We start from the raw sequence: 243 nt of genomic DNA, 5'->3' as shown, positions 1-243 counted from the left end.
AGGGAAGGCTACGCCCTGGTCACCCGGCACCTTGACCGTGAGCGTGGTACCCGGCGCCGCCGGCGAGGCACGGCCCACACCATTTACGAACACCGTTGATTGGCCCGACATCGTAGAGCGAATCTGCACGTTGACGCGCTTCACGAACGGCACGCCTGCCTTGGTCGTCCACGTGACCGGCAGGGTGGCGCCGCCCGCAAACGTCGATGCCGTGCCGGGGGTGAGGATGTCGCGCGTGGCCTG

1 protein-coding gene is annotated in these 243 nt (G+C 67.9%); it reads right to left on the bottom strand.

All coding sequences use genetic code 11. The features are described from left to right. The coding region (locus tag RVY79_RS21185) for a hypothetical protein (RefSeq protein WP_317466586.1) at nt 1-243 on the bottom strand (243 nt) is incomplete at both ends.

This window comes from Chromohalobacter sp. HP20-39 (assembly GCF_033052815.1).
Taxonomy (GTDB): Bacteria; Pseudomonadota; Gammaproteobacteria; order Pseudomonadales; family Halomonadaceae; genus Chromohalobacter.
The sequence above is the reverse complement of the archived record's forward strand: the minus strand, read 5'-3'. Positions and strand labels throughout refer to the sequence as shown.